Here is a 23,590-nt window from a genome sequence, read left to right as displayed (position 1 = left end):
CCTTGCTCAGAAATGGATCACGACCGCATCGCTCACGCGGTAGTCGTTCTCGACCACGGGCATCCAGTGCCATTTGTCGAAGGTGGTGCAAGGGTGCGAGATGCCCAGGCCCACGCGGTCGCCAACGACCGGTGCCTGCGCTTCGTCGTTCGCGTCCCAGCGCAGGTAGGCGTGCTGGTCGTTCAGTGCCGTGACTTTCCAGCTGGTGGGCACAGCGTGCGACTGCAATGCACCGCGTGCTGCGAGCGCAATGGGAATGGGCATCGACATGTCGAAGGAGACGTCGCGCTTGCCGACTGAAAGGATCGCCAGGCCGGGCTCGGGCCGCGACTGCACGTTGGCCCAGACCTCCATCGCCGGCGTCAGCCCTTCGCCGCACTCGCAACCCATGCGCTCATCCGCCACATTCACCATGCGCTTGTAGAAGCCATGGTCGTGCGTGACATAGCAGCCCGAGCGCAGCAGGCCGCGCACCGGCGAGCCCAGCGCAGGCTTCAGGCGTCCGGCCACGAGGTCGAAGATCGCCGAGCCACCGGCCGAGACCAGCACCTCGTCGGTCTCGAAGAGTTGCTGCGTGTCGCAGTGACGCGCGACGGCTTCGATCCGGTCCATCAGGGCCTTGGCGAAGGCGGTGTCCTGTTCGGTGGACCCGGTGGCATTCAGGCCTTCGTAGCTCTCGATGCCCACCAGCTTCGCGGCGCTGCTGGCACGCACTGCACTGGCCACGGCGACCGCTTCCGCATGCGTGCGGCAACCGGTACGCCCGCCGTCGATGCCGATCTCGAGCATGACCTCGAAGGGCACGCTCGCAGGATGGCGCTTCGACCAGTCTTCGATCAACGCCAGCTGCGCGATCGAATCGATCAGGAACACCACACGCAGGTCCGCATGGTCGGCCAGCAGCAGCTGGATGCCTGCGAGGTCTTCGTCGCTCACCACCTGGTTGGCGATCAGCGTGCGGCGCGCGCCGGCCGCCACGCCCACGGCCAGCTGCGTGACGGTGGCAAAGGTCAGGCCCCAGGCGCCGGCGTCCAACTGGCGCTGGAACAGCTGCGGCGACATGGTGGTCTTGCCGTGCGGTGCGAGGTCGATGCCCCATTCGCGCACGCGCGATTGCATCCAGGCCAGGTTGTGTTCCAGCGCCTCGCGCTTGAGCACGGCCAGCGGCAGCGGCAGGTCGCCGGCCAGCACATTCCAGCCGGCGGCGCCGACTTCACTGCGCAGGCGCGGCGGCTGGGTGCGCGGGTAGCCCTTGAAACGGTCGCTCAGCAGCGGGTCGATGAAATCGTGTGTCGAGGAAGAAATGTCGGTCATGGTCGTGCAACGGCGGTGTTGGAGAGCAGTTCTTTGCGGATGCAGGCGCTGTAGTGTCCTGTGGAAATCTCCTCGAGCGGCGGCACCGTCTGCGCACAGGCCTCGATGGCATGCGGGCAGCGCGTGCGGAACACGCAGCCCGAGGGCGGCGAGATCGGGCTGGGAATATCGCCCTTCAAGGCGATGCGCTCGGTGGCCATCTCGGGGTCGGGCTTCGGGCTCGCCGCCAGCAGCGCCTGGGTGTAGGGGTGCGAGGGGTTCGCGAACAGCTCCTCGGTGGTCGCCACTTCCATCACCTTGCCCAGGTACAGCACCACCACGCGGTCGCACAGGTACTCGACCACGTCGAGGTCGTGCGAGATGAAGAGCATGGTCAGGCCCAGCCGCTCGCGCAGGTCCGCCAGCAGATTGATGACCTGCGATTGAATGGACACGTCGAGGGCCGACAGCGGCTCGTCGGCCACGATGAACTCGGGCTCCACGGCCAGCGCGCGCGCCACGCCGATGCGCTGGCGCTGGCCGCCCGAGAACTCGTGCGGGAAGCGGCTGGCGTGCTCGGGGCGCAGGCCCACGGTTTCGAGCAGCTCGGCGATGCGCTTGTCGCGCGCGGCTGCGCCCTTGTGCAGGCCGTGCGTGGACAGCGCCTCGCCCAGGATGGCGCTGATGCGCATCTTCGGGTTCAGGCTGGCGTACGGGTCCTGGAAGATGATCTGCAGCTTGCTGCGCAGCTTGCGCATGCGCTCGCCCGAAAGATCGCCGATGTCGTCGCCGCGGTACAGCACCTGGCCCTCGGTGCGCTCCACCAGGCGCAGCACGGTGCGTCCGATGGTGCTCTTGCCCGAGCCCGACTCACCGACCAGGCCCAGCGTCTCGCCGGGGTGGATCGCGAAGGACACGTCATCGACTGCGCGCACCGGGCGCTCGCTGCTGCCGAAGTATTTCTTGAGGCCGCGGACTTCGATGAGGGGCGAGGAAGAAGAAACAGCGGTGGTCATCATGCAGCCCTCGCGAGCGGTTGGTCGGGCTGCACGCGCACGCAGCGGGCCTGGCGGTCCTGCCGAATGTCGATCAGGGGCGGCATCGCGCTTCGGCATTCGGGCAGCGCCTGGTCGCAGCGCGGCTCGAAGGCGCAACCGGGTGGTGGGGCGAGTGGGCTCGACACCTGCCCGCGAATGGCGAACAGCCGCTTGGGCTTGGGCTGGCCGGGCTGGCGCGCCTTGCCCGGCAGGCAGGCCAACAAGCCCTGCGTGTACGGATGCTCGGGCTGCGCGAACAGCGGCCGCACCGGCGCACGCTCGACCACGCGGCCCGAGTACATGACCACCACGTCGTCGGCATGGTGCGCCACCACGCCCAGGTTGTGCGTGATGAACAGGATGCTCATGCCGGTCTCGGCCTGCAGCCGACGCATGAGTTCGAGGATCTGCGCCTGGATGGTCACGTCCAGCGCGGTGGTGGGCTCGTCGGCGATCAAGAGCGTCGGGTCGCAGGCCATGGCCAGCGCGATCATCACGCGCTGGCGCATGCCGCCCGACAGCTGGTGCGGGTACTCGTGGATGCGTTGGGCAGCCGCGGGAATCTCGACCAGCTCCAGCATGCGCAGCGCATGGGCCAGCGCGGCCTTGCGATCGAGCCCCTTGTGCAGGCGCACGCTCTCGGCAATCTGCTCGCCGATGGTGAACACCGGGTTCAGGCTGGTCATGGGCTCCTGGAAGATCATCGACAGCTGGTTGCCGCGCAGCGAGCGCATCTCGCGTTCGCCGATCTGCAGCAGGTCGAGTGTCTTGCCTTCGCGCGTGACGAAAGAGGCGCTGCCGCTGACCTGCGCGTTGGCGGTCTTGGGCAGCAGGCGCATCAGCGTGAGGCTGGTGACCGACTTGCCCGAGCCCGATTCGCCCACCAGTGCGGTGGTCTTGCCGGGTTGAATGGCAAAGCTCACATCGGCCACCGAGCGCACGAGGCCGTCTTCGGTGGGGAAGCTGGTGCTCAGGTTGGTGACCGTGAGGCGTGGGGTCTGATTGACTTTTTGCATCACGAGGTCTTCTTGAGCTTGGGGTCGAGCAAGTCGCGCACACCGTCGCCGAGCAATTGCAGCGACAGCGCCGTGAAGATGATCGCCAGGCCCGGGAACAGCACGACCCAGAAGGCCTGGTGCGCGTACTGCTGGCTGCCCGCGACCATGGTGCCCCAGGTCGGAATCTCGGGCGGCACGCCCACGCCCAGGAACGACAGGCCCGCCTCGGCCAGGATGGCGTAGGCGAAGATGAACGACACCTGCACCAGGATCGGCGACATCAGGTTCGGCAGGATGTGGCGCCACAGGATGCGCGAGGTGCGCACACCCAAAGCCCGCACGGCTTCGACGAAGAGCAGCTCGCGCACCACCAGCGTCGAGGCCCTCACCACGCGTGCGACACGCGGTGTGTAGACCAGCACCAGCGCGAGCACGGTATTCATCAGCGACGGCCCGAGGATGGCCACCAGCGCGATGGCTAGCAGGATGTCGGGGAAGGACATCATGGCGTCGACCACGCGCATCAGCGGTGCGTCGAGGCGACGGAAGAAGCCCGCCATCAAACCCAGCACGGTGCCGGCGATGACTGCACCCAGCGCCGTGAGCGCGGCGATCGCGAGCGAGTAGCGTGCGCCATGCACGATGCGCGAATACATATCGCGCCCGAGTTCGTCGGTGCCGAGCAGGTGTTCGGCGCTGGGCGCCTTCAGGCGCTGGAGCACCGCTGTGTCGTTGGGGTCGGCCGAGGCAAACAATGGCGCACCAACCGCGAGCACGGCGATCACCAGCAGCACCAGGGCGGACACCATCACGATGCGGCGGTGCATCAGCTGGCGGAGCATTCGAGGCATGCGCATCGTTCAGACCTTCACGCGCGGATCGACGACGGCGTACAGCAGGTCGATCGAGAAATTGATGAGCACGTAGATCGCGGCAATCACGAGCAGCGCCCCTTGAATGACCGGATAGTCGCGCCGCAGCACGGCGTTGACCACGAGGTTGCCCACGCCGGGCAGGCCGAACACGGTCTCGGTGATGACGGCGCCGCCGATCATCAGCGCGACCGTGAGGCCGATCACCGTGACGATGGGCACCAGCGCGTTGCGCAGCGCGTGCTTGAGCACCACGGTGCCCTCGCTCAGCCCCTTGGAGCGTGCGGTGCGCACGTAGTCTTCGCCGAGCACGTCGAGCATCGAAGCGCGCGTGAAGCGGATGATGAGCGCGGAGTTCAGCAGGCCCAGCACGGTGGCCGGCAGCACCAGCGCGTGCAATCTCTCGGCAAACGGTGCATCGGGCGCGCCGTAGCCCGACACCGGGAACCACCCGAACGACACCGCGAAGATCTGGATCAGCACGATGCCCAGCCAGAAGCTGGGGATGCTGGCGCCCAGCATCGCGATGCCGGTGAAGAACTGGTCGACCACGCGGCCGCGGAACACGGCCGAGACGATGCCGCAGGGCACGCCGATGAGCGCGGCGATGGCCACGGCCAGCAGCGCGAGCAAGGTGGTGGGCTCGGCGCGCTCCCACAGCGCCTGCGTGACCGGGCGCTGCAGGAAGATCGAGGTGCCCAGGTTGCCCTGCAGCACTTCACGCAGCCAGTAGCCGAACTGCACGGGCAGGGGTTTGTCCAGGCCGTAGTCCTTCTGAACGCGGGCGATGTCGGCAGCGGTGGCCTGGTCGCCCAGCAGCACGGAGATGGGGTCGCCCGAGGCGGCGCGCGTGAGCACGAAGACCAGCACGGCCACCAGCGCGAGCACGATGAGCATGCCGGCGAAGCGCGAGGCAATGAAACGGAACAAGCGCGTCTCCTACTTGATCTTCACATTCCAGAAGAAGGGCCAGTTCGTGGGTTGGTAGTTGTCCAGTGCCGGGCTCTTGGCCGAGAGGGCGTTGAACTTGCCGACGCTGATGTAGGGCACCTCGTCGTACACCACCTGCTGCACCTTGCCCCACAGTGCGCCGCGTTTGGCCGGATCGCTCTCGGTGTTGAAGGCGCTGAGCGAGGCCTTCTTGGCGGGCGAGTCCCACCAGCCTGGTGCACCGTCGCCCAGTTGCGGTGGCGACAGCATGGGCTCGGGGAACAGCCCCGAATGGGTGATGAAGATCTCCCACAGCCGCGGGTCGTTGCGGCGCTGGGTGAGCGTGGCCCAGTCGACCACGTTGAGGTCGACCTTGAAGCCGGCGCGCTTGAGCTGCTCGGCCATCAAGAGCGACATGTTGTAGTGGAAGTCGTACTGGCGGCTGGTGAGCACGCGGATCGGCTCGCCCTTGTAGCCGGCCTTGGCCGCGGCGTCTTTCGCCTTGGTGGCGTTGCGCTGGTTGTACTGGTCGGTGCCCGCCGCCGAGTAGAACGGCGAACTCTTGGGAAAGTGGTTTGCTTCCGCGGTGAAGAAGCGCGTGTCGCCGAAGCCGGCCGCGAGCATCTCGCCCTGGCCCATCGCCGTCTGCAGGGCTTGGCGCACGGCCTGGCTGGCGAGCGGACCTTCCTTGGTGTTGAAGACCACCAGCGGAAAACCGAAAGCGGGCGTGATGATCGGCAGCGTCTTGCCACTGGCCTTCTCCAGGCGCGGCAGCGCTTCCACCGGCAGCAGGTCGGCAAAGTCGTACTGGCCCGCGAGTGCACCTTCGACGCGCGTGCTGGCGTTGGGCACGGGCACGAAGCGCAGTTCTTCGATGACCGCTTCGCGCTTGCCTCCGTAGCCGCTCGCAGGTTCCTTGCGTGGGCTGTACTTGTCGAAGCGCGTGAGCAGCACGAACTGGTCGGGACGGCGCTCCTTGAACTTGTAGGGGCCGGTGCCGACGAAGTCCTTGAGCGGCGAGGCCATCGATTCCTTGGCCATCATCGCGGCGGTGCCATTGCTGGGCAGCGCCAGCTGCGACAGCAGCGGTGCATACGGCGCCTTCAGCACGATCTCCACGCCCAGCGGGCCCTTGGCCTTGAGGCTCTCGATCTCCTTGCCCACGGCCTTGCCGCGCGGCGACTGGTCCATCCAGCGCTGCAGGCTGGCGACCACGTCGTCGGCCGTGAGCTCGCGCCCGTTGTGCAGCGCCACGCCCTTGCGCAGCGTGATGGCGTAGGTCTTGCCGTCAGCCGAGATCTTGGGCATGCCCTCGGCCAGCATCGGCACCACGTTCCACTTGGCGTCGAAGGTGTAGAGCGTCTCGTACACGTGCTGCATGATGGTTCCGACCAGGTCGGCCGTGGAGGCCATCGGGTCGAGCGTCTGCGGCTCGGCCACCATCGCCAGCGTGGCGAAGTTGCGCGGGCCCTGCGCGTGCGCTTCATGGTGGGGCAGCGTGGTGCACAGCACCGCGAGCAGCGAAGCGCCCAGCAGGCTGCGCTTGGACAGGCGAGGCAGGCGCTGGACAACAAGACCGGCGTGAGACATGGGGTGTTCCTTCATGGGCGATCGGTGGGCAATGAATTCACTTTTTTCAGGCCCGAACTTTGAAGCACAACCTATGCCAAAACATCACCATTTACCCTGAGCAATGATCTAAATATTCGAACTCTCCCTTCGAAATTCAATGCCGTTCGCGCACGCATCCGCTGCTAGATTCCGGTCGAATCTTTTCCCACCGAAAGATGGCGTCCGATCGAATTTGCGAGGATGAAAATGAGCACCAAGAAAGTTCTTGCGGTAGGTTTTCTGTTCGGCTGTGCGCTGCTGACGCATGCGGCGATCACCGGGGTGAACCCCCTGGACACGATCAGGAAGGCCGCCACCAGCATGGCCTCCGCGGCCGCTGACCTGGTGGCCGATCCCTTGCCGCTGCAAGGACCCGGACTGGGCAACCTGACCTACACGCAGGCCGAGCTGTTCAAGCCCATCTCGATGATCAAGGAGGAGGTCGACACCGGCGTCGGCGCAGGCACCGGCGCCGACGTGCCGAAGATCCCCGGGGGCAGCGTGACGCACCCCACCGCCGGGTACACCAAGTACCACTACGGCCAGAACGTGGGCCTCATGATCAACGGCTACTTCCTGACGACGTTCACGCCCGACGGCGGCCTGGGCCCCGGTGGCTTCCTGCTCTACGACGTCTCCGATCCGCGCAACCTGCGGCTCGTCAAGCGCATCTACGAGCCGGACGGCCGCACCAAGGAACTGAGGGAGCCGCACTCCATCGGCATCGCCAGCATCGGCGGCAAGCAGTACGTCGCCGTGCCCAGCGTCTTCGGCGTGGAGTTCTGGGACTTCACCGACATCAACGACGTCAAGCAAGTGAAGAAGCTGGTGCTGCCCAACGTCAACAAGGGCGACTACAACAACGTGAGCTGGCAGCTGTGGTGGCAGGCGCCCTACCTGTACGTGGCGGCGGCGGAGCAGGGCGTGTTCGTCATCGACGCCACCGACCCCGCGAACGCAGTGCTCGCGAACCGTGGCGCCGGCAAGCCCAACCCGATCCCGACGGGCGAGCTCGGCGGCTTTCGCGTGGGGCCGATCTTCACCATGGGCAACCACATGGTGCTGACGTCCATGACCAACACCAGCGGCTTCGCCAGCCTGGACATCTCGGACCCGCTGAATCCCAAGGTGCTCGACACCGTCTCCGGGTCCACCGCCAGCTACTACTCCACCTGCTTCGACGGCAAGAAGGTCTACGCCTCCGCACAGGAGAGCGGCGGCAAGATGTACGGCTACGACCTGAGCGACCGGTCGCGCTTCGTGGCCGAGGACAACCGGCTGGTGATCAACCAGCAGCTGTACTGCAGCACGCAGGACAACTTCGTGTTCCAGGGCGCGCAGAACTACATCCACAAGGTCGATGTGAGCAACCCGCTCAATCACGTCGAGGTCGGGCGCGGCGGACTGTTCGCAACGACGCATCCCGATTTCTCGAGCTCCGACCATGGCCAGGTGTCGCCGTTCGGCAACCTGATCTATGTCGGCAACGACCACGGCTCGGGCAGCGGCTTCATCGTGCATGCGGTGGACCCCGACACCACCAAGCCCGAAGTGAAGCAGGTCTCGCCCGTGAACGGTGCGAAGCAGCAGGCCCTCACCTCGCGCATCGGCCTGGGCATGACCGACAGCATCCGGCCCGAGAGCGTGAACGCCAACACCTTCATCGTGCGCCCGGTGGGCGGCAACACGCTGGCGGGCACCTACAGCGTGCAGCTGGGCATCGTCAATTTCCACCCCGCCCAGCCGCTGCAGCCGGGCACCGCCTACGAGGTGTTCCTGCCCGCCAACGGCCTGAAGGACTATGCGGGCAATGCCATTGCGGCCGACTACCGCTCCACCTTCAACACCGGCAACGCCAACGACATCAACCTGATGCACCACTGGGCGCTGACGGGCAACCTGGGCGACCAGATCAGCGCCAACAACGGCACGCCCGCCACCGGCGATGCCTTCGAGAGCATCGGCCTGAACTTCGCCAACCGCACCACGGGCGTGCAACTGAAGAACGACAGCGTGTCCACCACGCTGGGCGGCACCGCCTCGCTGAGCTTCTACATGAAGACCACGCAGGCCGGCGGTGCGAACTCGTGGACCGCGCCCGGCATCTTCGGGCGCGACCAGTCGCCGGGCGTCGACGACGTGTTCTGGGGCTGGCTCGACAGCACCGGCAACATCAAGCTGTCGGTGGGCGACCACGCGGGCACGCGCTCGCAAAGCGCCGTGAACGACGGCAACTGGCACCACGTGGTGCTCACGCGCGACGCGGCCTCGGGCGCGCAGGCGGTGTATGTCGACGGCGTGAAGACCACCTCGACCGGGCCGACCGGCACCAAGGGCCTGTCGACCAAGTTCCAGCTGCTGGGGCAGATCCAGGGCAACGCCGCACTCTTCAAGGGCACGCTGGCCGAGGTGCGCGTGTACGGCCGCGTGCTCGGCGACACCGACGTGGCCGCGCTGCGGGCGCAGGCCGTGATCGGCGATCCCGGCATCGTGGGCGCACCGAAGATCGTCAACGGCCAGCTGAACTTCAACCCGGCCACGCTGGGCGCCACCGGCGCGCAGTTCCGCTGGAACTTCGGCGACGGCACGCAGAGCGCGTACGCCTCGCAACCCGGCGTCACGCACACCTACAGCAGCCCCGGCCACTACACCGTGACGCTGACGGTCAAGGCCGCGAACGGCCAGGAGACCTTCTACACCTACAACCTCACGGTGATCGCACCTGTCACGGCGGCGGCGCCGACGCACACGACCAACATCGCGGGCGATGCAAACACGGTGTATTCGGTGAACCCCGACAGCGGCACGGTGGCGGCCATCGACGCGCAGACCTTCGCCAAGCGCTGGGAAGTGCGCGTGGGCGATGAGCCGAAGACGCTGGCCGTGGGGCCGGACGGCCGCATCTGGGTGACGGTGCAGGGCGAGGACAAGCTGGTGGCGCTCAACGCCGCCGACGGCACGCTGTCGACGACGGTGCCGCTGGCCTACGGCAGCGGCCCGTATGGCGTCGTCTTCACGCCCAATGGCGCGAAGGGCCTGCTGACGCTGGAAAGCAAGTCGGCGCTGGTCAGCTTCGACCCGACGACCGGTGCTGCCACCGGCACGCTCGCCCTGGAAGGCAGCGTGCGCGGCATCGCGGTCGATGCGAGCTCGCAATCGGCCTACGTGACGCGCTTCAAGTCGAAGATGACGGGCGGGCAACTGCACAAGGTGAACCTGCAGAGCTTCAGCGCCGCCACCCCGATCGCGCTGGCGGTCGACACGACCACGGTCGACACCGAGGCCGCTTCGCGCGGCGTGCCCAACTACCTGAGCCAGGTGGTGATCTCGCCCGACGGCGCGCGTGCGCTCCTGCCTTCGAAGAAGGACAACATCGTGCGCGGCACCTTCCGCGACGGCCTGCCGCTGGAGCACGACAAGACGGTGCGCTCCATCCTGTCGCAGGTGAACCTGCAGACGGCCGCGGAAGTGTTCAGCGAACAGCTCGACTTCAACGACCGGGCCCCCGCGCGCGCCGCGCTGTACTCGCCGGCGGGCGACTACATCTTCGTGGCGCAGATGGAAGGCAACCGCATCGCCATCGTCGATGCCTACAACCGCTCGGTGCGCGGCGAGATCAACGCCAGCAGCGCGCCGCACGGCCTGTACCTCGATGCGGCGCGGAAGCGCCTGTACGTCAACAACTTCCTGGCGCGCTCGGTGTCGGTGCACGACGTGGCGCAGGTGCTGTCCTCGGAGTCGGCCGCTCCGGCCTTCCTGCAGAACATCACCACGGTCGCGCAGGAGCCGATGGCCGCCGCGGCGCTGCGCGGCAAGCAGGTGTTCTACAACGCGTCCGACCGGCGCATGAGCATGAACAACTACATGTCCTGCGCGAGCTGTCATGCCGATGGCAGCGACGACGGCATGGTGTGGGACTTCACCCAGCGCGGCGAGGGCCTGCGCCGCACCATCAGCCTGCAGGGACGGCGCGGCACGGGCCACGGCAAGCTGCACTGGACCGCCAACTTCGACGAGGTGCAGGACTTCGAGCACGACATCCGCAACGAGTTCGGCGGCACGGGCTTCCTGACCAACGCCGACTTCTCGGCCACGGGCGACCCGCTCGGCGTGCCCAAGGCCGGCCGCAACGCGCAGCTCGACGATCTCGCGGCCTACCTGAACTCGCTGAACAAGTACATGCGCAGCCCGGCTCGCGCGGCGGACGGCAACCTCAGCGTGGACGCGGTGCGCGGCCAGACCGTGTTCAACACGGCCCAGTGCGCGACCTGCCACACGGCCGGCAGCCTGCGCGACGGGCTGCGGCACGACGTGGGCACCATCCAACTGTCGTCGGGCAAGGGCAGCAACCAGCCGCTGGCCGGCGTGGGCTTCGACACACCGACGCTCTACGGCACCTGGAGCAACCCGAGCTTCTTCCACAACGGCCAGAAGGCCACGCTGCAGGACGTGCTCGCGGGCGGCCACGGCAATGCCTCGGGCCTGCCGGCGGCCGACCTGCTGGCGCTGGGCGAGTACGTGAAGTCGTTCGACACCGCACCGGCGATCGACACGCGCATCCGCTCGGAGAGCAACAACCTGTGCGTCAACGTGTCGGGCGGCTCGACGGCCAGCGGCGCCACGGTGGTGCAGTGGGCCTGCGGCAACGGCGCCAACGAGACCTTCACCGTCAACAGCAGCGGCGGCTACAGCCAGTTCGTCGCGAAGCACAGCGGCCTGTGCCTGGCGCAGGGCAACACCAACGCCGGCGGCGGCCCGGTGGTGCAGCTGGCGTGCACGGCGGGCGCGGCCACGCAGTGGAGCGTGGTCGGGGCGACGCTGCGCAACCGGGTGTCTTCCGGCGCGTGCCTCGATGTGCCGGGCTCGACCACCACGCAGGGCACGGCGCTGTCCACCTACGCCTGCCATGGCGGGGCCAACCAGCGCTGGAGCCAGATTCCCTGAGCTCCTCTGCCCGTTCTCTCTCTTTTTCTCTCGCTCTCTCCAAAAAGGAAATCACGTGTCGGCACTCCAACTCTCCCTCCCAGGCGGCTATCGGTTCATTCCGGGCGTCCAGCAGTACTCGGCTGGCGTGGCCGCCGAACCTGGGTTTCGCATCGAGCGCGTGCGGTTCCTGGAGCCCCTGCCCCTGAAGCAGGGCTTTCGGCGCATCAAGGAAATCCTGGAGGAGGCCTCGCGTCCGCTGGCCGCCTTCTGCGCGTGCGAACTGCGGTCCCCGGCACCGTTCACCGAACAGGGCTTCGTCGAGTTCAACAACCTCTACGTGGGCACGTTGAAGGAATGGGGGATCTTCATCGGCGACCTGAATCCGGTGGCGCGAAGCAACGTGTGCCCCGCGGTGTCGCCGCCGTCGGAACCCTCGTTCCATGCCTTCAGCTACACCGTGCCCGACGCCGAGGCGGCGGCGTCGTTCGTGGTGGCCGGCAGCGCCGAAGCGCCGGAAGGCAAGGGGCACTACCGCGACCACGCCGTGCGCCTGGGCGACACCTCGCCGCCCGCCATCCTGAAGAAGGCGCAGTGGGTGCTCGACGAAATGGAGCGCCGCCTGGCGTCGCTGGGCTTCACCTGGGCCAGCACCACGGGCTCGCAGCTGTACACGGTGCACGACATCCATCCCTTCATCGCCGACGAGATCGTCAAGCGCGGTGCGGCGCGGCACGGGCTGACCTGGCACTACAACCGCCCGCCCGTGGTCGATCTCGAGTACGAGATGGACTGCCGCAGCGTCCAGTTCGAACGCGTCGCGGTCTGATCGCGCGCGGGTCGCCACACCTTCTCACCGAGATGCCCATGCCCAAGAAATTGCCGCATCGCCTGGCCGCCACCTGCCTCGTCCTGAGCGCGTTCCTGGCGGCCGGCCTCGCCGCTGCGCAGAACATCCAGGAGCGCACCTTCAAGTTCGCCTTCGTGAACCAGAAGGAGCATCCGCAGGGCATGGGGGCGCAGCGCTTCTCGGAGATCGTCGAGAAGAAGAGCGGCGGCAAGATGAAGGTGAAGCTCTTTCCTTCGGGCGTGCTGGGCGGCGATGCCTCGGTCATCGCCTCGCTGCAGGGCGGCACGGTGGAAATGACGATGGCGATCCCGGGCCTGCTCTCGGGCATGGCCCGGGAGTTCTCGCTGTTCGACCTGCCGTTCCTGTTCAACAACGAGAAGGAAGCCGACTTCGTGCTCGATGGCCCGGTCGGCCGCAAGCTGCTGGACAAGCTGCCCGAGAAGGGGCTGATCGGCCTCACCTACTTCGAGCACGGCTTTCGCAACGTCACCAACAGCCGGCGGCCGGTGGCGAAGATGGAAGACCTGCAGGGCCTGAAGCTGCGCGTGATGCAGATCCCCGTGATGATCGATGCCTTCCGCGCGCTGGGCGCCAACCCGTCGCCGCTGCCGCTGCCCGAGGTCTACACCGCGCTGGAGCAGAAGGCCGTCGACGGCCAGGAAAATCCGTACTCGCTGGTGGAAGCCTCGAAGTACTACGAGATCCAGAAGTACGGCTCCAACACGCGGCATGTGTTCAACCCCGTCGTGCTGCTGTTCAGCAAGAAGCGGTGGGAGCAGCTGTCGGACGACGAACGCAAGATCCTTCTCGATGCGGCCCGGGAGACGCAGCCCTTCCAGCGCGCCGCCAACCGCGACGTGAACGCCAGGGCCGCCGAGTTCCTGAAGGGCCAGGGCATGGTGTTGACCGAGTTCCCCGCCGCCGAGCGCGAGCGCCTGCGCGAGAAGCTCGCGCCGGTCACGGACAAGCATGTCAAACAGATCGATCCGGCACTGACCCAGGAACTGTTCTCCGAACTCGGCAAGGCACGCGGCAGCGCCGCCAGATAGCCAGCCAACCAACCACCAAGGAATGACGAATGAAACTGTTGCGTTACGGGGCCGTCGGCCAGGAAAAGCCGGCGATGCTCGACGCAGAAGGCCGCTTGCGCGACCTCTCCACGCACGTGAACGACATCGCCCACGAGGTGCTGTTGCCCGCCGGCCTGGCGCGCCTCGCCGCGCTGGACCCGCAGAGCCTTCCGCTGGTGGAAGGCGCCCCACGGATCGGCGCCTGCGTGGCCGGCTCGGGCAAGTTCATCTGCATCGGGCTCAACTACTCGGACCACGCGGCCGAGACGGGCGCCACGGTACCGCCCGAGCCCATCGTTTTTTTGAAGGCCACCTCGGCGATCGGCGGACCGAACGACGTGCTGGAGATTCCGCGCGGTTCCACCAAGACCGATTGGGAGGTGGAGCTGGGCGTGGTGATCGGCAAGACCGCGAAGTACGTCAGCGAAGCGGATGCGATGGACCACGTCGCGGGCTATTGCCTGATCAACGACGTGTCGGAACGCGCCTTTCAAACCGAACGCCAGGGCCAGTGGACCAAGGGCAAGTCGGCCGACACCTTCGGACCGATCGGGCCCTGGCTCGTGACACCCGATGAAGTGCCCGACCCGCAGCAGCTGGACATGTGGCTGGAGGTCAACGGCGTGCGACGCCAGAGCGGCTCCACGGCCACCATGGTCTACGGCGTGCGCTACCTGATCGCGTACCTCTCGCAGTTCATGAGCCTGCGCCCGGGGGACATCATTTCCACCGGAACCCCGCCCGGCGTGGGCATGGGGTTCAAGCCGCCGGTCTACCTGAAGGGCGGCGATGTCGTCACGCTGGGCATCGAAGGGTTGGGCACTCAGCGGCAGGTTGCCACGCAGTTCGACTGAAGGGGAGGTGGCAGGGGGCGGCAGCGGGCCGTGAGGCGCCCGCTGCTGCCGCTGTGTCAGACCAGCGTGGCGCTCACGCCGCGCTGCACCACGGGCGCAATGCCGGCGTAGAAGAACGCCAGGCTGTCTTCCGGCCCGTTGACGGCGCGCCCGCGCACCTTGGCCATGGCGCAGACGCCGACCTGTGCGCTGTCGGGGCCGATCACGAGGACGAAGGGGTTGTCGTCGTCGCCGCGCAGGTAGCGTCCGCCGAACTCGCGGCGTGCGGTTTCGAACACGTAGGCCGACGCCAGGAAGTGCAGGTCGTCGGGCAAGGGCGCCTGCTGCTGGAAGAAGTCTTCGAGCACCTGGTCGACCAGGACCAGCGAGGCTTCGGAGTAGTCGAGCGCCGCGCTGTCGATGGGCGCGCCGGGTTGCGAGAAGGCGCCGATGAAGTCTTCCGCCTGCGAGGCCATGCCGGCCTCGAGCGTCGACGGCATGTCTGCTTCCGGCTGCTTTTTCTTCTTCAGGAAATCGAACAGTCCCATGGTGTCAGGCCTGCACCGCGGCCGACAGTTGCCGCAGCATGGCCGACTGCCGCGCCTCTTCGGCGTCGCGCAGGCTCTTCGCGGCGCGCGCCGCAACGTAGCTGACGTACAGGGTCTCGACGGCCCGCGCCCATTCGTGCGCCTTCTGCGACACGCCTTCCGCCTTGACCGGCGAGCCGGTGGCCATCGGCGTCGACAGGTCGTCCGCCGGACGGGCCGGGACGTCGACGCCGGCCTTCCCGAGGATCACGGCTTTCTGAAGGATGGTGAGCATGGCGGACCTCTCTTTTTTCTTGTTCCAGAGTAACAGCGCCCTTCGCGGGCTGCCATTCGCCAGATGACGTATCCGCCCCCGAATTCAAGATGAACTTTCGGCTGACATGGGGTTTGTCTGGGTGGCCGGAAGCAGGGCCTACACGAAGCGCCATCGGCCTCTCGCAATGTCCCTTCGGTGGTTCTGGATGCAAATAATATTTGTTTTCATTCTCAATAGAATTGATGTTGATCAGTTGGTACGCAACAACAACGCATCCCGAGAGCGGCCCTGTTTTTCCTGCCGTTTCCCGTGGAGTTTTTGCATGTTGTTTTCGCGTTGCGGCCGTCGGCCGCGTCCGTCGGTGCTGGCGCTGGCCGCCGCATCCCTTTTTTCTCCCGCCCTGTTCGCCCAGACGCCCGCTGAACAACAACTGCGCGAGGTCGTCGTCAGCGCGACCGGCTTCGAGCAGGAACTCAAGGACGCGCCCGCGTCCATCTCGGTGATCACGCGCCAGGAACTGGAAACGCGCCAGTTCCGCGACCTGGCCGAGGCGCTGCAGAACGTCGAAGGCATCGACGTGGGCGGCGCCACCGGCAAGACCGGGGGCCTGGACATCTCGATCCGCGGCATGCCCAGCGACTACACGCTGATCCTCATCGACGGCCGCCGCCAGAACGTGGCCGGCGACGTGACGCCCAACGGCTTCGGCGCCGCGCACACCAGCTTCATGCCGCCGCTGGCGGCCATCGAGCGCATCGAGGTCATCCGCGGCCCGATGTCCACGCTGTACGGCTCCGACGCCATGGGCGGCGTGGTCAACATCATCACGCGCAAGGTGGCGCGCGAATGGGGCGGCCAGGTCACGATGGAAACCGGCATTCCGCAGGACAGCGAGTGGGGTTCGCAGACGCGCTCCAGCGTCTACCTGAGCGGCCCCGTTGCCACCGACCTGCTGGGCCTGACCCTGCGCGGCAACATCTACCGCCGCGAAGCCGCCGACTGGGTGCTGGCCCCCGGCCAGGCGCAGCCCGCGACGGCGCGCAACCCGGCGCCGGCCGAGAGCCGCCAGCACAGCGTGGGCGGGCGCCTGATGCTCACGCCCAACCGCCAGCACGACATCTGGCTCGACGTCGAATCGGGCCGCAGCTGGTACGACAACGAAGACGGCCGCCTGGGCACGCGCGACGCCGCCGCGCCCAACCGCACCGGCAACAACCCGCCGGGCTACCTGGACGCGCTGCGCTTCAACCGCGACCAGGTCGCCATCGGCCACACCGGGCGCCTGGGCTTCGGCACGGTCGAAAGCAGCCTGATGCACACCACGACCGAAACCGTCGGCCGCACGATTCCCGGCGGCGCCATCCCGCGCAATGCCGCGGCCCGCCGCACCGTGTACTGGCTGAACGAAGCCGACCGCGGCCGCGCGCGCGAACTCAAGACCACCAACCTCGTGCTCGACAGCAAGCTCGTCGCGCCGGTGGGCGATGCCCACGTGCTGACCGTCGGCGGCCAGTGGTGGGACGCCAAGCTGGTCGACGGCCTGCTGCCGCGCTCGCAGAGCCAGACCATGTGGGCGCTGTTCGCCGAAGACGAATGGCGCCTTGCGCCCGGCCTCACCGCCACACTGGGCGGTCGCTACGACCACCACAGCGCCTTCGGCGGCCACGTGAGCCCGCGCGGCTACCTGGTCTGGGACGCCACGCCGCAGTGGACCTTCAAGGGCGGCGTCAGCAAGGGCTTTCGCGCGCCGCGCCTGAACCAGCTGATCGACGGCATCAGCGGCGTGAGCGGCCAGGGCGCCACGCTCAACATCGGCAACCCGAACCTCAAGCCCGAGACCAGCACCAGCACCGAGCTGTCGGCGCTGTTCAACAACCAGAAGGGCCTGACCGCCTCGGCGACCCTGTTCCACAACAAGGTGAAGGACAAGATCGCCAGCGGCGGCGACTGCAGCGTGGCGCGCATCTCCAGCTGCATCGTCGACCCCACCGCCAACTACTCGGTCAACGTCGACCAGGCCAAGACCTGGGGCATGGAACTGAGCAGCCGCGTGCAACTGACCAAGGCCTGGGGCCTGAAGGCGGGCTACACCTGGACCGACAGCGAAGTGATCGAGGGCGGCGTGAAGAACGGCAAGCTGGCCGACACCGCGCGCCACCTGCTGCATGCGCAGCTCGACTGGAACCCCGACGCCAAATGGCGCTTCTGGCTGCGCGGCGAGTACCGCGGCAAGAGCCCTCGCTTCACCGGCGACCCGGCACGGCTCACGGGCAACAACCTGGCGATCTACCGCGCGGTGGGCGACATCAAGGCCTACCACCTGTTCCACCTGGGCGGCTCCTACCAGGTGTCGAAGAACGTGCGCCTGAACGCCAACATCAACAACCTGTTCAACAAGGACTTCCGCAAGTTCCAGCAGGTGAACCTGGCGGGCACCTCGGCCTGGGTCAACGAGTACTTCCAGGGCGGCGCGTCGGTGGCGGGCACCACGCCGGCGGGACGCACGATCTGGCTGTCGGCGAACGTGACGTTCTGACGCTGACGGCGGGCGGCGTGGGCCTCAGGGGTTCGCGTCTGCCTGCCACACGAGCGTCGCCGCGCTCAGGTCTTCGAGCGCGCTGCCCACCGCCTTGAACACCGTGCGCTCGGCATCGCCCGTGCGCCCGGGCCGCGTGCCTCGGCACAGCTCGGTGAGCGTGCCCTGCACCGCGTCGGCGCGCAAGGTGCCGGCCGCGATCGCGTCGAGCAGGTCGCCGGCCTTCTGCAAGGCTTCGGGCGTGTCGATGAAGGTGCGCGTGCCATCGAAACACTGCACATCGGCTTCGCGCATCGCGGGCGTGAAGCTGCCGATCAGGTCCAGGTGCGCGCCCGGTGCGAGCCATTCGCCGCGCACCAGCGGCGTGGTCGCCAGCGTGGCGCAGCTCACGATGTCGGCATTGCGCACGGCCGCTTCGAGGTCGGTGCCGGCCGCCTGCGCGTTCCATCCCTCACTGCGCCATTGCTCGGCCAGCGCCTCGGCGCCCTCGGGCCGGTGGTTCCACACCCACACCTCGTCGATGGGGCGCACGCTCGCGTGCGCGGCGGGCAGCATGCGCGCGATGCGGCCGGTGCCCAGCACCAGCAGCTTGCGCGCATCGGTGCGCGCCAGGAACGAGGCGCCCAGCGCCGAGGCGGCCGCCGTGCGCCGCGCCGTGATCTCGTTGCCGTCCATCATCGCCAGCGGTACGCCGGTGCGCGCGTCGTACAGCACGTAGGTCGCGTGCAGCCCGGGCAGGCCGCGCGCGCCGTTGCCCGGAAAGATGTTGATCGTCTTGATGCCCAGGAAGCCCGCGTCGCTCCACGCCGGCATGATCAGCACCGTGCCGCGCGTGGCCGCGTCGCCGCCGGTCTCGATGCTGTGCACGTGGCGCGGCGGCACCTGCGCCTCGGCCGCGAAGGCGGCGCGCAGCGCGGGCACCAGCCGCTCGAAACCCAGGGGGGCGGCGGTGGCGGCTTCGTCGAAGTGTTTCATGGGCGGGCAGGCAGCGCCGGGGCGCTGTCGAAGAAGGTGGTGAGGGCTTGCTGGTACGTGGCGCCAAAGCGCGGCGCCGCCATCGGCTCGAGGTGGCCGGCGCCCGGCACCTCGATCAGCTGCTTGGGTTCTTTTGCATCGGCCAGCAGGCGCTGCGAGTGGTGGTGCGGAATCACCGCGTCGGCCGTGCCGTGGATCAGGAGCAGCGGAATCGGTGCGATGGCCGCGACGAACTTCGAGGCCGCGTAGTCGTCGCGCACCAGCAGGCCGGCGCCCGGCAGCTTGTCGTTGGCGATGGAGCGGTACGAATAGAAGGTCGACTCGATCGCCACCGCCTTCACGCCGGCCCGGTTGCCCGAGCCCACGGCGGCGATCGCGTTCGTGCCGCCCAGGCTCTGCCCGAAGACGAACAGCCGTGACGCATCGACATCCGCGCGGGCGCGCACATGGTCGAGCGCGGCGTTCGAATCCTCGAACACGCCCCGGGGCTCGGGTTCGCCGTCCGATTCGCCATAGCCGCGGTAGTCGAACACGAAGACGTTGTAGTCCTGCGCGGGCAGCCACGCCACGAAACGCCAGTGGCTGCTCATGTTCTGCGCGTTGCCGTGGAAATGCACCACCGTGCCCTTCGCCGCCTTCGGGTCGGCCCGGCCCGCGGCGGGAATGAACCAGCCGCTCAGGCGCGTGCCGTCGGCGCTGGTGAAGCGCACGTTCTCGTAGCGCAGGCCCAGCGCGTCGGGCGTTTCGTAGCGCACGCGGTCGGGGTAATAGAACATCGACTGCACGCAGCCGCCGAGCAGGAAGAGGGGCAGGGCGGCGAGCGGCATCCACCAGCGGCGAGCAGGTGCGGCGGTGGTGGTCGTCATGCCTGCGGTCCGCCGGCCCGCCGGCTTTCGGCGAGCATGTTGCAGAAGAGGGCGCCTTGCTCGATGGCGTCGTCCAGCGCCACGTGCGTGTGCGGCAGCCCGGCGTCGAACCAGCGGCGCGGCATCGCGCGCTTGGTGCTGTCGCGGTAGCCGATCTTCAGCAGGGCCATCGCAAAGCTCTTCATGTCGAGCGCCGAATGGCTGAACGGGCTCTCGCCCGCGAAGCGCATCAGGTACCAGTAGACGAACAGGAAGTCGAAGCCCGCCGGATAGGCCACGAACACCGGCCGCGCCTTCAGGCCCTTGAGCCACGCGACGTAGTTCTTCATGGCGTACGCCGGGTCCTGCAGGTCGGTGCGACACGCGGCCCAGGCCTCGGGCTGGGTCTGCCACCAGGCAGCAGTCTTCGGGTCGGCCTCGGCGCCGGGCAGCGTGTGCAGGTTGGCGCTGAAGGTGGACACCAGTTGCTTGTCGGCCGTGTAGGCGGCCGAGCCGAAGCTGAGCATCGAGTGCGGGCCGGGAATGGGGCCGTCGGTTTCGACGTCGGTGCTGATGTAGATCTCGGTCATGGGCGAAGGCTCGTCGCGGGGTCGGTGAGGGGGAAGACATGCATGTCCATCCAGCGCCCCGACGCGTTCTCGATGAGCACGACCTCCGTGCAGCGCGCCTGCACCGGCCCCGATGCAAGCAGCCGCGCCTGCAACTCGATGGCCGCTTCTTCCGCGTGCAGCGCGTTGGCGTGCGCCACCGACAGATGCGGAACGATGTCGTCATGCGCGCCGTCGTACGGCGGGAACTCGGGAAACTCCTTCACCAGCGCACGCGTCATTTCGATGAACGGCGCGGCGGGCTCCGGTGCGAGGTAGGCGGTCTCGGGAAAGCGCCCGACCTTGCCGAGCACGAACGAGAACGGCGCCGTGCGTTGCAGCACGCGCCGCGCGCGGGCGAGCACCTCGTCGGTGATTCGCTCGGGGTCCATGAAGGGCACGAGCAGCGTGATGTGGGCGGGCACGCCGAGCGCCACGGTGGGGTCGAAGCGGCGGCGAAGGTCTGCGGCGATGGTTTCAGCCGCGGGGACTTTCACGGCGAATGCGGAGATGGGCATCGGGCGGAGGATAGCCCATCGACGCTCCGATTCGCTCCCGGAAAACGCGGCGATGAAGGCGCCTTCTGCCTCAAAAGAAATCGACCTCCCGCAGTGCTTTCGCGGCGACCACCAGCCGTCGGACGGTGATGCCGATCTGTTCGTGTTCCACCCCATTCGACAAGACGGCGCCCGCGTGGAAGTCCGGCTCCAGGGTGACCCGGTAGCGCATCTGGAAGCGGATGGCGCTGTTGATGGTCTCGATGACCATGTACAGGGCGTTCTCGTTGAACTGCCTGCCGGTCTTTGCGCCGGAGGCCTTGAGCACCTGCCAGTCGTCCTGCTTGTGAGCTCGAAGGTCTCCCAGATCGTGCTGCCAGGCATCCAGCAGCTTGTCGCAAATGGCCAGCCCGATCTGGTCGTCGGGCGCCGATGCGTCGAGCACGATGGGCGTGCCGGTCTCGGCAATGCTCGTGGTCGAGGAGACGATGTACGTGCTGTCCCCGTACAGGTACAAGACCGCGCGCAGTTCCTTGCCGGTGCGCAACCTGGCGTCGTTGATCTCGACGGCGGAGTGGTCGGGCGACGCCCTCCTGGCTGGCTCTTCCTTGGGGGCTTTCTTCAAGAAGTCGAACATGGACAGGTTCTCCTCAGTGCTTCGCAAGCGTTGAAATTCGGCCCCAGTCCAGCCCCATCTTGGCCAGGTACTTGCGCAGCCGGTCCGCATCGTTCACCACGCTGCGCTGCGTCCGTGAGGCCTGGAACAGCTGCCGCCCCGCCTCCGACAAGCTGCGCGCCGGCCGGCACACGCGCACCACCGCTTCGAGCTGCAGACGATCGAATAGGTCGAGCGCCGCGAACTTCTCTTCGCCGAGCAGGGTTTCCAGGTCGACGTCGTCGCCCGCCGTCGTCGATGTGCCCACGCCCTCGTGCTTCCACAGCCAGCGCAGCCGCGCGATCTCCGCCTCGACCAGCGCGACCGCGATGCGCCCGCCGTCGGCCAGCGTTGCAAGCCGCGTCACGCTGGCCGAGAGGTCGCGGAAGTTGCCGCGCCAGATCGCCTCGCTGCTCTGCGCAAAGCGCAGGTAGGCCGTGCGCGCCTCGGCGTTGAAGCGCACCACACGGTGGTTCTCGGCCGCGTGCAGGGCCAGCAGGTGGTCGAGGTTGGGCTCGATGTCCTCGGGCCGCTGCGCGAGGCCGGGCAGGTCGTAGGTCCAGAGGTTGATGCGCGCGAACAGGTCTTCGCGAAAGCGCCCCTGCGCCACGTCGCGGCGCAGGTCGCGGTGGGTGCCGGCGATGAGCTGGAAGTCGCTCTCCACTTCCTTGTCGGCGCCCACGGGGAAGAAGCGCTTTTCCTCGATGGCCTTGAGCAGCATCGCCTGTTCATCGAGGCCCAACTCGCCGATCTCGTCGAGGAACAGCGCGCCCTGGTGCGCGGTGCGCAGCAGCCCCGCGCGGTCGCTCGCCGCGCCGGTGAACGAGCCCTTCTTGTGGCCGAACAGCGTGGAGGCCGCGCCGTCGCCGCGCAGCGTGGCGCAGTTCACCTCGACGAACGGCCCCGTCACCTGGTGGCGCGCCTGCTTCAGCTCGAACATGCGGCGCGCCAGGAACGACTTGCCCGCGCCCGTCGGCCCCACCAGCAGGATCGGCGCGCGCGAGCGCACGGCCACGCGCTCGATCTCGTCGATGAGCGCGTTGAAGCGCGCATTGCGCGTGGCGATGCCGCTCTTCAAAAAGGCGACCGCGTCGCGCTGGTCGGCGTCGAAGCGGCGCGCGATCGGGTCGTAGCGCGACAGATCGAGGTCGATCAGCGCGACCTTGCCGGCGTCGCCCTGGCGCTGCTTGCGCGGCGGCGAGGTCTGGGCCAGCACGCCCGGCACCACGCGCGATTCCGACAGCAGGAACATGCAGATCTGCGCCACGTGCGTGCCCGTGGTGATGTGCGTCCAGTACTGCTCGCGCTCGGGCTTGAAGGGGTAGGCGCGCGCCCAGTCGTACAGGCGCGTGTAGACCTCGCCGAAGTCCCACGGGTCTTCGAGGTCGAAGGGCACGAGGTTGACGGTGGTCTCGGGCGACACGGCGGCGATGTCGGCCTTCACCAGCTCGGCCAGCGCCGTGTGCTTGCGCGTGTGCAGCAGCTCGATGCGCGCCACCACCATGTCGTCGTGCTGCGCGAGCGAGACCGTGGGGCGCCACTTGTTCCAGCGGCCCGCGCCCTGGCCGGCATCGAGCTGGGTGCCGAGGAAACCGATGACGACGATGGGCTTCATGGATAAAAGACTAGCTGAAATTCTAGAAATTATCCGAATGCTAGCAAGGGATCGGCGCCGTGTCACATCGGGCGAAGAAGAAATTTCCCTTTCTGTTCAATGACTTGCATCGCCGTCGCCGCGTTTCCAGGCGCCGTGCACGCAAGTTGGCACGCTCGCTGCAATAGAGAACCTGTCCGGATGCAGTTCATCCGCTCCCAGGTGCCGCATGAAAGCGGCCCGGTGCCGCAGGCCAGACCTGTTCTTGGGTCCGCGGTATGCCGCTGTTGAACTGCTTTGGTCACTGGACTTGTTCCAGTCTGCTCATGGTGGAGCACCGTGCTAACCACGCGGCGTGGCGGGTTCGATTCCCGCAAACAACCTTCGGCGGTGTTCGCACCGCCGCTTTGATGGGGGCGAAAGCCCCACCGCCCCGGCACACCGGAGCGAGGCGCAGGGCAGGGCCCGGCCGAGCGACACCGTGCCAGTGCAGGCGGCTTGTGCATCGCGCGTTCTGCCAGGAACCGCATGCAGCCATCGACGCAGAAGGAGGCGATGGCGCAGCCGACGTGGCGGCGCCATCGCACCGACCCGTCGACCGCTGCGTTGCTGACCTCGCAAGCCACGGTGCCCGCCGCCTGCCCTTCGTGGGCCCCGAT

At 67.6% G+C, this 23,590-nt stretch carries 19 protein-coding genes; 5 read left to right on the top strand and 14 right to left on the bottom strand.

Annotated features, from left to right (window positions below):
- Positions 1 to 6: 6 nt before the first annotated feature.
- Genes AC07Y4_RS14365 through AC07Y4_RS14340 form a run of 6 tightly spaced genes read right to left on the bottom strand, consistent with a single transcriptional unit; the run spans position 7 to position 6,720 of the window.
- Complete coding sequence (locus AC07Y4_RS14365; RefSeq protein WP_495274755.1) at positions 7 to 1,314, bottom strand: alanine racemase; 1,308 nt, start codon at positions 1,312 to 1,314, stop codon at positions 7 to 9.
- Positions 1,311 to 2,309, bottom strand: a complete 999-nt coding sequence (locus AC07Y4_RS14360; RefSeq protein WP_495274754.1) for an ABC transporter ATP-binding protein — start codon at positions 2,307 to 2,309, stop codon at positions 1,311 to 1,313. Before AC07Y4_RS14360 ends, AC07Y4_RS14365 begins: the two co-directional genes overlap by 4 nt.
- Positions 2,309 to 3,346 carry an ABC transporter ATP-binding protein gene (locus tag AC07Y4_RS14355; protein WP_495274753.1) on the bottom strand — a complete coding sequence of 346 codons (1,038 nt, stop codon included), beginning with the start codon at positions 3,344 to 3,346 and terminating at the stop codon, positions 2,309 to 2,311. The genes AC07Y4_RS14360 and AC07Y4_RS14355 overlap by 1 nt, the downstream gene beginning before the upstream one ends.
- On the bottom strand, positions 3,346 to 4,185 hold the full coding sequence (locus tag AC07Y4_RS14350; protein WP_095951032.1) for an ABC transporter permease: 840 nt from the start codon (positions 4,183 to 4,185) through the stop codon (positions 3,346 to 3,348). The genes AC07Y4_RS14355 and AC07Y4_RS14350 overlap by 1 nt, the downstream gene beginning before the upstream one ends.
- Before the next feature lie 3 nt (positions 4,186 to 4,188).
- Positions 4,189 to 5,130: an ABC transporter permease gene (locus AC07Y4_RS14345; RefSeq protein ID WP_495274752.1), complete on the bottom strand. Its 942-nt coding sequence runs from the start codon at positions 5,128 to 5,130 to the stop codon at positions 4,189 to 4,191.
- Between the two features lie 9 nt (positions 5,131 to 5,139).
- Positions 5,140 to 6,720, bottom strand: coding sequence for an ABC transporter substrate-binding protein (locus AC07Y4_RS14340; protein WP_495274751.1), 1,581 nt, complete (start codon positions 6,718 to 6,720; stop codon positions 5,140 to 5,142).
- Between the two features lie 228 nt (positions 6,721 to 6,948).
- On the opposite strand from AC07Y4_RS14340, the gene AC07Y4_RS14335 reads away from it, so the two are divergent.
- Genes AC07Y4_RS14335 through AC07Y4_RS14320 form a run of 4 tightly spaced genes read left to right on the top strand, consistent with a single transcriptional unit; the run spans position 6,949 to position 14,438 of the window.
- Positions 6,949 to 11,685, top strand: a complete 4,737-nt coding sequence (locus tag AC07Y4_RS14335; RefSeq protein WP_495274750.1) for an Ig-like domain-containing protein — start codon at positions 6,949 to 6,951, stop codon at positions 11,683 to 11,685.
- Positions 11,686 to 11,740: 55 nt separating this feature from the next.
- Entirely contained in the window at positions 11,741 to 12,493 is a 753-nt protein-coding gene (gene cnbZ, locus AC07Y4_RS14330) for a 2-amino-5-chloromuconate deaminase CnbZ (protein ID WP_495269970.1), read from the top strand.
- Between the two features lie 38 nt (positions 12,494 to 12,531).
- On the top strand, positions 12,532 to 13,563 hold the full coding sequence (locus AC07Y4_RS14325; protein WP_159272954.1) for a TRAP transporter substrate-binding protein: 1,032 nt from the start codon (positions 12,532 to 12,534) through the stop codon (positions 13,561 to 13,563).
- Positions 13,564 to 13,592: 29 nt separating this feature from the next.
- Positions 13,593 to 14,438, top strand: a complete 846-nt coding sequence (locus tag AC07Y4_RS14320; protein ID WP_495274749.1) for a fumarylacetoacetate hydrolase family protein — start codon at positions 13,593 to 13,595, stop codon at positions 14,436 to 14,438.
- 56 nt (positions 14,439 to 14,494) lie between these two features.
- Here the strand turns inward: AC07Y4_RS14320 and AC07Y4_RS14315 are convergent, their stop codons facing one another.
- Both AC07Y4_RS14315 and AC07Y4_RS14310 read right to left on the bottom strand, forming a co-directional pair.
- The gene (locus tag AC07Y4_RS14315; RefSeq protein ID WP_354342231.1) at positions 14,495 to 14,965 is read right to left on the bottom strand and encodes a hypothetical protein; all 471 of its coding nucleotides are present in this window, start codon (positions 14,963 to 14,965) and stop codon (positions 14,495 to 14,497) included.
- A gap of 4 nt (positions 14,966 to 14,969) precedes the next feature.
- On the bottom strand, positions 14,970 to 15,239 hold the full coding sequence (locus tag AC07Y4_RS14310) for a hypothetical protein (RefSeq protein ID WP_495274748.1): 270 nt from the start codon (positions 15,237 to 15,239) through the stop codon (positions 14,970 to 14,972).
- A 304-nt stretch (positions 15,240 to 15,543) separates the two neighbouring features.
- Here AC07Y4_RS14310 and AC07Y4_RS14305 point away from each other — a divergent pair, with 304 nt between their 5' ends.
- On the top strand, positions 15,544 to 17,757 hold the full coding sequence (locus tag AC07Y4_RS14305; protein ID WP_495274747.1) for a TonB-dependent receptor domain-containing protein: 2,214 nt from the start codon (positions 15,544 to 15,546) through the stop codon (positions 17,755 to 17,757).
- A 24-nt stretch (positions 17,758 to 17,781) separates the two neighbouring features.
- On the opposite strand, the gene lhpI is transcribed toward AC07Y4_RS14305, so the two are convergent.
- The 6 genes from lhpI to rtcR form a co-directional block, all read right to left on the bottom strand.
- Positions 17,782 to 18,732: a bifunctional Delta(1)-pyrroline-2-carboxylate/Delta(1)-piperideine-2-carboxylate reductase gene (lhpI, locus tag AC07Y4_RS14300; protein WP_495274746.1), complete on the bottom strand. Its 951-nt coding sequence runs from the start codon at positions 18,730 to 18,732 to the stop codon at positions 17,782 to 17,784.
- Positions 18,729 to 19,598 carry an alpha/beta hydrolase gene (locus AC07Y4_RS14295; RefSeq protein ID WP_495274745.1) on the bottom strand — a complete coding sequence of 290 codons (870 nt, stop codon included), beginning with the start codon at positions 19,596 to 19,598 and terminating at the stop codon, positions 18,729 to 18,731. Before AC07Y4_RS14295 ends, lhpI begins: the two co-directional genes overlap by 4 nt.
- Positions 19,595 to 20,167 (bottom strand): 3'-5' exonuclease family protein, encoded by a 573-nt coding sequence (locus AC07Y4_RS14290; RefSeq protein WP_495274744.1) that lies wholly within the window; start codon positions 20,165 to 20,167, stop codon positions 19,595 to 19,597. Before AC07Y4_RS14290 ends, AC07Y4_RS14295 begins: the two co-directional genes overlap by 4 nt.
- The gene (locus tag AC07Y4_RS14285; protein WP_495274743.1) at positions 20,164 to 20,703 is read right to left on the bottom strand and encodes a 2'-5' RNA ligase family protein; all 540 of its coding nucleotides are present in this window, start codon (positions 20,701 to 20,703) and stop codon (positions 20,164 to 20,166) included. The genes AC07Y4_RS14290 and AC07Y4_RS14285 overlap by 4 nt, the downstream gene beginning before the upstream one ends.
- Positions 20,704 to 20,773: 70 nt before the next feature.
- Positions 20,774 to 21,319, bottom strand: a complete 546-nt coding sequence (locus AC07Y4_RS14280; RefSeq protein ID WP_495274742.1) for a hypothetical protein — start codon at positions 21,317 to 21,319, stop codon at positions 20,774 to 20,776.
- Positions 21,320 to 21,332: 13 nt separating this feature from the next.
- On the bottom strand, positions 21,333 to 22,952 hold the full coding sequence (rtcR, locus tag AC07Y4_RS14275; RefSeq protein WP_495274741.1) for an RNA repair transcriptional activator RtcR: 1,620 nt from the start codon (positions 22,950 to 22,952) through the stop codon (positions 21,333 to 21,335).
- Between the last annotated feature and the right edge of the window lie 638 nt (positions 22,953 to 23,590).

This window comes from Variovorax sp. GW460-12-1-14-LB1, from assembly GCF_059423605.1.
This window is presented reverse-complemented; position numbering and strand designations above follow the sequence as displayed.

Bases quoted from the DNA above. Each gene is read 5' to 3' on its own strand.
- AC07Y4_RS14365 (WP_495274755.1), bottom strand. From the start codon at position 1,314: ATGACCGACATTTCTTCCTCGACACACGATTTCATCGACCCGCTGCTG.
- rtcR (WP_495274741.1), bottom strand. From the start codon at position 22,952: ATGAAGCCCATCGTCGTCATCGGTTTCCTCGGCACCCAGCTCGATGCC.
- AC07Y4_RS14295 (WP_495274745.1), bottom strand. From the start codon at position 19,598: ATGACGACCACCACCGCCGCACCTGCTCGCCGCTGGTGGATGCCGCTC.
- AC07Y4_RS14310 (WP_495274748.1), bottom strand. From the start codon at position 15,239: ATGCTCACCATCCTTCAGAAAGCCGTGATCCTCGGGAAGGCCGGCGTC.
- AC07Y4_RS14280 (WP_495274742.1), bottom strand. From the start codon at position 21,319: ATGTTCGACTTCTTGAAGAAAGCCCCCAAGGAAGAGCCAGCCAGGAGG.
- AC07Y4_RS14350 (WP_095951032.1), bottom strand. From the start codon at position 4,185: ATGCGCATGCCTCGAATGCTCCGCCAGCTGATGCACCGCCGCATCGTG.
- AC07Y4_RS14305 (WP_495274747.1), top strand. From the start codon at position 15,544: ATGTTGTTTTCGCGTTGCGGCCGTCGGCCGCGTCCGTCGGTGCTGGCG.
- AC07Y4_RS14335 (WP_495274750.1), top strand. From the start codon at position 6,949: ATGAGCACCAAGAAAGTTCTTGCGGTAGGTTTTCTGTTCGGCTGTGCG.
- AC07Y4_RS14320 (WP_495274749.1), top strand. From the start codon at position 13,593: ATGAAACTGTTGCGTTACGGGGCCGTCGGCCAGGAAAAGCCGGCGATG.
- AC07Y4_RS14315 (WP_354342231.1), bottom strand. From the start codon at position 14,965: ATGGGACTGTTCGATTTCCTGAAGAAGAAAAAGCAGCCGGAAGCAGAC.
- AC07Y4_RS14340 (WP_495274751.1), bottom strand. From the start codon at position 6,720: ATGTCTCACGCCGGTCTTGTTGTCCAGCGCCTGCCTCGCCTGTCCAAG.
- AC07Y4_RS14290 (WP_495274744.1), bottom strand. From the start codon at position 20,167: ATGACCGAGATCTACATCAGCACCGACGTCGAAACCGACGGCCCCATT.
- AC07Y4_RS14285 (WP_495274743.1), bottom strand. From the start codon at position 20,703: ATGCCCATCTCCGCATTCGCCGTGAAAGTCCCCGCGGCTGAAACCATC.
- AC07Y4_RS14325 (WP_159272954.1), top strand. From the start codon at position 12,532: ATGCCCAAGAAATTGCCGCATCGCCTGGCCGCCACCTGCCTCGTCCTG.
- AC07Y4_RS14360 (WP_495274754.1), bottom strand. From the start codon at position 2,309: ATGACCACCGCTGTTTCTTCTTCCTCGCCCCTCATCGAAGTCCGCGGC.
- AC07Y4_RS14355 (WP_495274753.1), bottom strand. From the start codon at position 3,346: ATGCAAAAAGTCAATCAGACCCCACGCCTCACGGTCACCAACCTGAGC.
- lhpI (WP_495274746.1), bottom strand. From the start codon at position 18,732: ATGAAACACTTCGACGAAGCCGCCACCGCCGCCCCCCTGGGTTTCGAG.